Origin of the sequence: Stenotrophomonas sp. HMWF003, from assembly GCF_003061285.1 — a bacterium.
Taxonomy (GTDB): Bacteria; Pseudomonadota; Gammaproteobacteria; order Xanthomonadales; family Xanthomonadaceae; genus Stenotrophomonas; species Stenotrophomonas maltophilia_AP.
Window position 1 is genome coordinate 1 of sequence record NZ_QAIW01000184.1, and the last position, 6,236, is coordinate 6,236.

General features: G+C 67.0%; 6 protein-coding genes and 1 tRNA gene. 1 reads left to right on the forward strand and 6 read right to left on the reverse strand.

The window, feature by feature from the left end:
* Positions 1-44 precede the first annotated feature (44 nt).
* Positions 45-2,498 (forward strand): phage tail tape measure protein, encoded by a 2,454-nt coding sequence (locus DBR34_RS07420; RefSeq protein ID WP_128096314.1) that lies wholly within the window; start codon positions 45-47, stop codon positions 2,496-2,498.
* On the opposite strand, the gene DBR34_RS07425 is transcribed toward DBR34_RS07420, so the two are convergent.
* The 6 genes from DBR34_RS07425 to mltG all read right to left on the reverse strand — a co-directional run bounded on the left by DBR34_RS07425 (position 2,495) and on the right by mltG (position 6,235).
* The gene (locus DBR34_RS07425) at positions 2,495-3,013 is read right to left on the reverse strand and encodes a hypothetical protein (protein ID WP_219928229.1); all 519 of its coding nucleotides are present in this window, start codon (positions 3,011-3,013) and stop codon (positions 2,495-2,497) included. The two genes, DBR34_RS07420 and DBR34_RS07425, sit on opposite strands and share 4 nt — an antisense overlap.
* A 101-nt stretch (positions 3,014-3,114) precedes the next feature.
* Positions 3,115-3,189, reverse strand: a tRNA-Val gene (locus DBR34_RS07430).
* Positions 3,190-3,254: 65 nt separating this feature from the next.
* Positions 3,255-3,608: a PilZ domain-containing protein gene (locus DBR34_RS07435; RefSeq protein ID WP_038690068.1), complete on the reverse strand. Its 354-nt coding sequence runs from the start codon at positions 3,606-3,608 to the stop codon at positions 3,255-3,257.
* Positions 3,605-4,564: a DNA polymerase III subunit delta' gene (locus tag DBR34_RS07440; RefSeq protein ID WP_128096316.1), complete on the reverse strand. Its 960-nt coding sequence runs from the start codon at positions 4,562-4,564 to the stop codon at positions 3,605-3,607. The genes DBR34_RS07435 and DBR34_RS07440 overlap by 4 nt, the downstream gene beginning before the upstream one ends.
* Positions 4,557-5,225, reverse strand: a complete 669-nt coding sequence (gene tmk, locus DBR34_RS07445) for a dTMP kinase (RefSeq protein WP_128096317.1) — start codon at positions 5,223-5,225, stop codon at positions 4,557-4,559. Before tmk ends, DBR34_RS07440 begins: the two co-directional genes overlap by 8 nt.
* Positions 5,222-6,235 (reverse strand): endolytic transglycosylase MltG, encoded by a 1,014-nt coding sequence (gene mltG / locus DBR34_RS07450; protein ID WP_258223731.1) that lies wholly within the window; start codon positions 6,233-6,235, stop codon positions 5,222-5,224. The genes tmk and mltG overlap by 4 nt, the downstream gene beginning before the upstream one ends.
* Between the last annotated feature and the right edge of the window lies 1 nt (position 6,236).

Consider the following 6,236-nt stretch of genomic DNA (forward strand, 5'->3'; position numbering starts at 1 on the left):
GCCCATATATGTCCCGTCGATCCCTCGGCAGCCTTTCGATAGACGTGATCGCCAACATTGGCGGCTTCGCCAACGGCATGGATAAGTCGGAACGCGCGGCCGAAAAGTGGAGGAAGAACGTCGAGAAGCAGGCCAAGGCCGCCGGCACCGCCCTGGGCATCGGGATTTCGGTTGGTGTGGCAGGCCTGACGGCGCTGACCGTGGCAACCGCGCGCCAAGCGGCGGAGATCGGAAAGCTCGCTCAGGTGGCCGGCGTCGGCGTTGTGGAGTTCCAACGCTTCGCCGCTGGCGCCGACGCGTTCGGCATCCAGCAGGACAAGCTTGCGGATATTTTCAAGGACACCCAAGACAAGGTGGGCGATTTCCTCCAGAACGGCGGCGGCCCGCTGGCTGACTTCTTCGACAACATCGCGCCGAAGGTCGGTGTGACAGCAAAGCAGTTCCAGAACCTCAGCGGCCCCCAAGCGCTCCAGCTCTACGCCGACAGCCTGGAGAAGGCCAATCTCTCCCAAGGCGACATGGTGTTCTACATGGAAGCGCTGGCCAACGACGCCACCATGCTTACGCCGCTGCTGCGCGACGGTGGCCAAGGCTTTGCCGACTTCGCCGATGCCGCTGAGCGCGCCGGCGCAATCTTGGGCGAGGACGTGGTGGCTGATGGGCAGAAGCTCAAAGTGCAGATGTGGCTGGTCGAGCAACAGCTGACCGGCTTCAAGAACAGCCTGGTCTCCGACATCCTGCCGGTGATCACCGACCTTGGCGCTACGCTGGTGGGCAGCGGCGAGAGCGGCCGCAAAGCGCTTCACGACTACAACGCCATCGGCACTGTCATCCGGTGGATCTCCCAAGCCGCCGCCGGCGGCGTCGCTGCCTTCGACCTGCTGGGCAAGACCATCGGCGGCACCGCCGCGGTGATCGGCGAGATTCCCAGCGGCTGGGACGCAATGATGCAGGCCCGGCAGACGGTCAAAGATGACCTCGACGCCACGGCGCAGTACTGGGCCGGAGTGATCGGAGATTTCGGAAAGGCCGGTACGGCTGCCGGCGCAGCGTCGGCTGAGGTCGAGAAGCTGCAGGCGCTGCTGGGCCAGGCCGGTGCCGGCTCCGGTGCCGCCGGCAGCCAAGGCGGCAACGCGAAGGGGGCGAAGGAGGCTGCGACCGCCCAGCAGCAGCTGCAGCAAGCCTACGAAGCGGCAAGCCTTCAGTACCAGCGGCAAATTGCCCTGTTCGACACCAGCGCCGAGAAGTCCGCCAAGGCCACCGAGCTGCAGCAGCTCAACTTCGATCTGGCCGAGGGCGCTCTGAAGGACCTCAATGCGCAGGACAAAGAGCGCCTGCGCACGCTTGCCAGCACGCTGGATGGCCTTGAGGCGGTCAAGGTGGCCAACGAGCAGGCCGCGATGGCTGCAGAGTTCGCCAGGAACACGCAGGACACGCTTGAGAACGCCCGTGGCGCCCTTTCCGTCGACCTGGTGGGGGCCGGTGCTGGGGCGCAGGCCAGAGAGCGCGCGCTCGCGCTGCTGGAGATCGAGAAGGACTACCAGCAGAAGCGCAACCGGCTGTTTGAGCAGTACCAAGCCGGCAAAGTCACCGAGAAGCTGTACGAGGCGGAGACGGACGTTCTACAGCGGGCGCTGGCCGAACGCCTGGAGATGCAGGAAGACCACTACCGCAAGCTGGATGCGCTCAGGGGCGACTGGCAGGCTGGCATGTCCGACGCCTGGCAGGACTACGCCACCGGAGCGGCGGACGCCAACCAGCAGGCCTACGATGCAGTCACCGGCTTCCTGGACACCACCACCGGCGACGTCGCCGAGAGCATCGCCGATCTGATCAAGGGGAACGAATCAGTTTCCGAGTCGGTCAAGAACCTGGTCGTGTCGATGGGTGACACGGTGATCGACACCTTGGCAAAGATGGCCGCCCAGTGGCTGATCTACCAGACCGTGCAGAAGCTGGTCGGGGAAACCACCAGCCAGTCGTCCACCGCCGCCCTGACCGGCAACGCTGTTGCGATGGCCGCCCAGGCCGCAATCGCCGCCTACGCGTCTACGGCTGCCATCCCCATCACCGGCCCGATTGCAGCGCCAGCGGCGGCGGCGGCGGCGCTCGCGGCCACTGCCGGGTATGTGGCCACCGTTGCGGCTTCGTCGGGCCTATCAGGCATGGCACACGACGGCATCGACGCAGTTCCCGAGACCGGCACCTGGCTGCTGCAGAAGGGCGAGCGCGTCACCACGGCTTCGACCAGCGCGAAGCTGGACGCGACCCTGGACCGAGTGAACCGCGATACCAACGGTGGGTTCTCCGCCGCCCCAATTACACAAGAGATCCAGATCAACGGAAACCCGGACAACCGAACCATCGAGCTAATCAGGCAAGCGGCACGCGATGGCGCGCAGATGGGCTATGAGAGGGTGAAGAGCGACATGGCGCGCGGGACGGGCGTATCCAAGACTATGCGGGCGACACACAACGTCGGCCGTAGGGTCCGTTAGGACTCATCGTTGCGGGTGAGCTGGAATTCTTGCAGCGGCTTATTGCTGAAGTCATATAGATGGGCCGTTTGCTCATCGATTACCTTCGTGAGCCGCAACATCTGGAAATTGCAAAGCTGCTCGAGCGCAGGGAAGAAATCCTGATACACGTGATACCCCTCGATCTTGAAGACCGGCCGCGCCGACCAGCTTCTTTCCTCCCCGCCCACATCGAGCGTTCCCGGCAGGATCCAGATAGATCGAATGTTGGGGTCGTTGTGAGCGATCACCTCGTTCCGCGCGTTCAGCGCGTGAGCGTGGACCGTGTTCATCCAAGGTCTTGGGAACTTCTTCCATTCTCCCCGGATCACCCCTAGATCCGACTGCACGAACGGCTTGGCATAAGCAACCACGGCTGAGGTGAACAGGTGGAAGTACAACGGGTGGGCATCGTCGCTCACGAACTTCTGCATCGCGATGCAGGCGTCCTTGCTGACCTGGAAATCAGATCGGGCCATCACCAGCCGATACAGCATTCCCTTTCGCTGGCTCCTGCTCATAGCTCTCCATATGCAGTTACGGTGCAGTAATGAAAAAACCGGCTTTCGCCGGTTTTGTCGTAACACACTGATAAATATGGTGGGCGGTGCAGGGTTCGAACCTGCGACCCTTGCCGTGTGAAGGCAATGCTCTACCGCTGAGCTAACCGCCCGATGCTGCTGAGCCGCTCATTATAGGGCGGCAATTTTCGGCGTCAACGGTTTCACCGAAATTTCTTCACATCGTGTGCGTGGGCTTGTCCGAGGTCAGGATGCCGGCCAGCAGCGTCTCGATCTTGTTGCGCACGTTCTCGCCCTCGGCCCCTTCGGCCAGCTGCACGCCGATGCCGGCCGCGCGGTTGCCCTGGGCGCCGGCGGGGGTCACCCAGATCACCTTGCCGGCCACCGGCAGGCGCTCGCTGGAGTCCGGCAGGGTCAGCAGCAGGAACACCTCGTCGCCCAGGAAGTAGCGCTTGGGGGTGGGGACGAAGACGCCGCCGTTCTTCACGAACGGCATGTACGCGCTGTACAGCGCGGCCTTGTCCTTGACCGCCAGCGACAGGATGCCCTGGCGGGCGTTGGTGGCACTCATGCTCTATTCCCCTTTGCTTGCCGCTCGTTGACCTTGTTCCAGGCCAACAACAATTCCACCACCGCAAGGTCGGCGCGCACGGTGGTGCGCAGCAGATCGCGGGTACGGTTGGCGGCGTCGAACCACGCCGCCAGCTTGTGCAATCGGTCCGGATCGGTCAAGCCGCCCGTGCTGGCCTGTGCCAGCGCCAGGTCGGCGGCGTGGCGCAGGCGCAGCGCCGCGTTGTCGTCCGCGGTCCAGCGCTGGGCCAGCTCCACCGCGCCGGCGCGACCGGCCACCAGCGCCTCCAGGTCGGTGGCGACCTGCTTGCGCAGCGCCAGGCCATCCTCGCGCAGCCAGTCGTCGGCCTGCCCGGGGTGGCCGCGCGCGGCGTCCAGGGCCTCTTCGGCGCTGCGCGGGCTGTGGCCCTGGGCCTGCAGCCACGCCAGTGCCTCCTCGCGCGGAGGCAGCTTGAACTCCAGCCGCTGGCAGCGGCTGCGCACGGTCGCCGGCAGGCGCGCCGGGTCACTGCTGATCAGCCACAGGTAGCGGCCCGGCTGCGGCTCTTCCAGGGTCTTGAGCAGTGCGTTGCAGGCCGCGCGGTTGATCGCGTCGGCCGGGTCGACGATCACCACCTGGGCAATGCCGTACTGCGGGGTCAGCGCCAGCTTCTGGGAGATCTCGCGGATCTGCTCGATCACGATCTCGGTACGCAGCTTGTCGCCGGACTTGTTGGGCACGAACGAGATCAGCTGCAGGTCCGGGTGGGTGCCGGCGGCGATCAGCTGCGCGCTGCGCTGGGCAGCCGCCGGTTCGCCCCCGCACAGGATGTGCTGGGCCATCCGCAGCGCCACGGCGCGCTTGCCCAGCCCGGCCGGGCCGCAGATGAGCAGGCCGTGGCCCAGGCGTCCGGCGTCCAGCGCGGCCACGGTCTGGTCATAGGCGCGCTGCTGCCACGGGGAAAAGGTGTCACTCATGGGCAGGCTCCGGTGCCAGCCAGGCATCCACCGCCGCCGCCACCGAGGCGGCGACGCCGGCCTGGTCCTGGCTGGCGTCGATCAGGCGGAAACGGGCGGGGTCGGCGCTGGCGCGCTGGCGGAATACCGCGCGCACGCGCTGGAAGAAATCGTCCTGCTCGCTCTCGATGCGGTCCGGCCACAGATCGCGGCCATTGGCGCGGGCGCGGCCAATGGCCACGTCCACATCCAGCAGCAGGGTCAGCCCGGGCAGCAGGCCCACGGCCCGGCGCTCGAGGTCTGCGATCCAGGCCGGGTCCAGGCCGCGGCCGCCGCCCTGGTAGGCGTAGCTGGAATCGGTGAAGCGGTCGCTGATGACGTAGCAGCCGCGGCGCAGCGCCGGCTCGATCACCTGGCGCACGTGCTGGGCCCGCGCGGCGAACACCAGCAGCAGCTCGGCCTCGGCCGACAGCGGCTCGGCGGCGATCTCCGCATCGGGGGTAAGCACCAGCGCGCGGATGCGCTCGGCCAGCGGCGTGCCGCCGGGCTCGCGGGTCAACAGCACCTCGTGGCCGCGTGCGTGCAGGGCCCCGCGGATGGCATTGATGGCGGTGGTCTTGCCCGCGCCTTCGCCGCCTTCCAGGCTGACCAGACGCGGGTGTCGCAGCAGCGATGCGGTCATTGCGGCGCCGCCTGGCTGCGCTGCTGGCGCAGCTGCTGCAGGTAGCGCGCCACGGCGGCGTTGTGGTCGGTGTAGTTGGCCGAGAACACATGCGCGCCGCTGCCGTCGCCCACCGCCACGAAGTACAGCGCATCGCCGGCCGCCGGCTGCGCGGCGGCCTGCAGCGCGTCGCGGCCGGGCATGGCGATCGGGGTCGGGGTCAGGCCGGCCCGGGTGTAGGTGTTGTACGGCGTATCGGTGGTGAGGTCGCGCTTGCGGATATTGCCGTCGTAGCTGCTGCCGATGCCGTAGATCACGGTCGGGTCGGTCTGCAGGCGCATGCCGATCTTCAGCCGGCGCATGAATACGCCGGCGATCTGCGGCCGCTCGCTGGGCAGCGCGGTTTCCTTCTCGATGATCGAGGCCAGGGTCAGCAGTTCGTACGGCGTGTTCAGCGGCAGATCGTCGGCGCGGCTGTCCCACGCGGCGGTGAGTTCCTTTTCCATTGCCGCGTGCGCGCGCTTGAGCACGTCCACGTCGCTGTCGCCGCGCTGGTACACGTAGGTTTCGGGCAGGAAGCGGCCTTCCGGATGTTCGCCGGGGAAGCCGATGGCCTTCATCAGGGCAGCGTCGTCAAGGCTGTCGGTGGTGTGCACCAGCGGGTCGGCGCGCTTGAGCGCGGCCCGGACCTGGCGGATGTTCCACCCTTCCACGATCGTCACCCGGTGCTGCAGCACGCGGCCCTGGCGCATGCGCAGCAGCAGCTCGCGTGGGGTCAGGCTGGCATCCAGGGCGTATTCACCCACTTTGAGCTTGCCTGCCGCATCCAGCTGGCGCGCCAGCAGCTGCCACTGGGTGTCGCTGCCTTCGTCCACGCCGGCGGCACGCAGCTTGCCCAGCACCGTGTTCAGGCCGTCGCCGGAGGCGATCACCATGCTGGGCTGGTCCGGGGTCAACGGCGCATCGGCGAAGCCGCGCTGGCTGTGCCAGAACCACGCCCCTGCACCAGCCAGCAGCAATGCCCCCAACAGC

What these genes read in the sequence shown, in the direction of transcription:
- DBR34_RS07440 (WP_128096316.1), bottom strand. Translation starts at nt 4,564, where the DNA reads ATGAGTGACACCTTTTCCCCGTGGCAGCAGCGCGCCTATGACCAGACC.
- DBR34_RS07435 (WP_038690068.1), bottom strand. Translation starts at nt 3,608, where the DNA reads ATGAGTGCCACCAACGCCCGCCAGGGCATCCTGTCGCTGGCGGTCAAG.
- DBR34_RS07425 (WP_219928229.1), bottom strand. Translation starts at nt 3,013, where the DNA reads ATGCTGTATCGGCTGGTGATGGCCCGATCTGATTTCCAGGTCAGCAAG.
- tmk (WP_128096317.1), bottom strand. Translation starts at nt 5,225, where the DNA reads ATGACCGCATCGCTGCTGCGACACCCGCGTCTGGTCAGCCTGGAAGGC.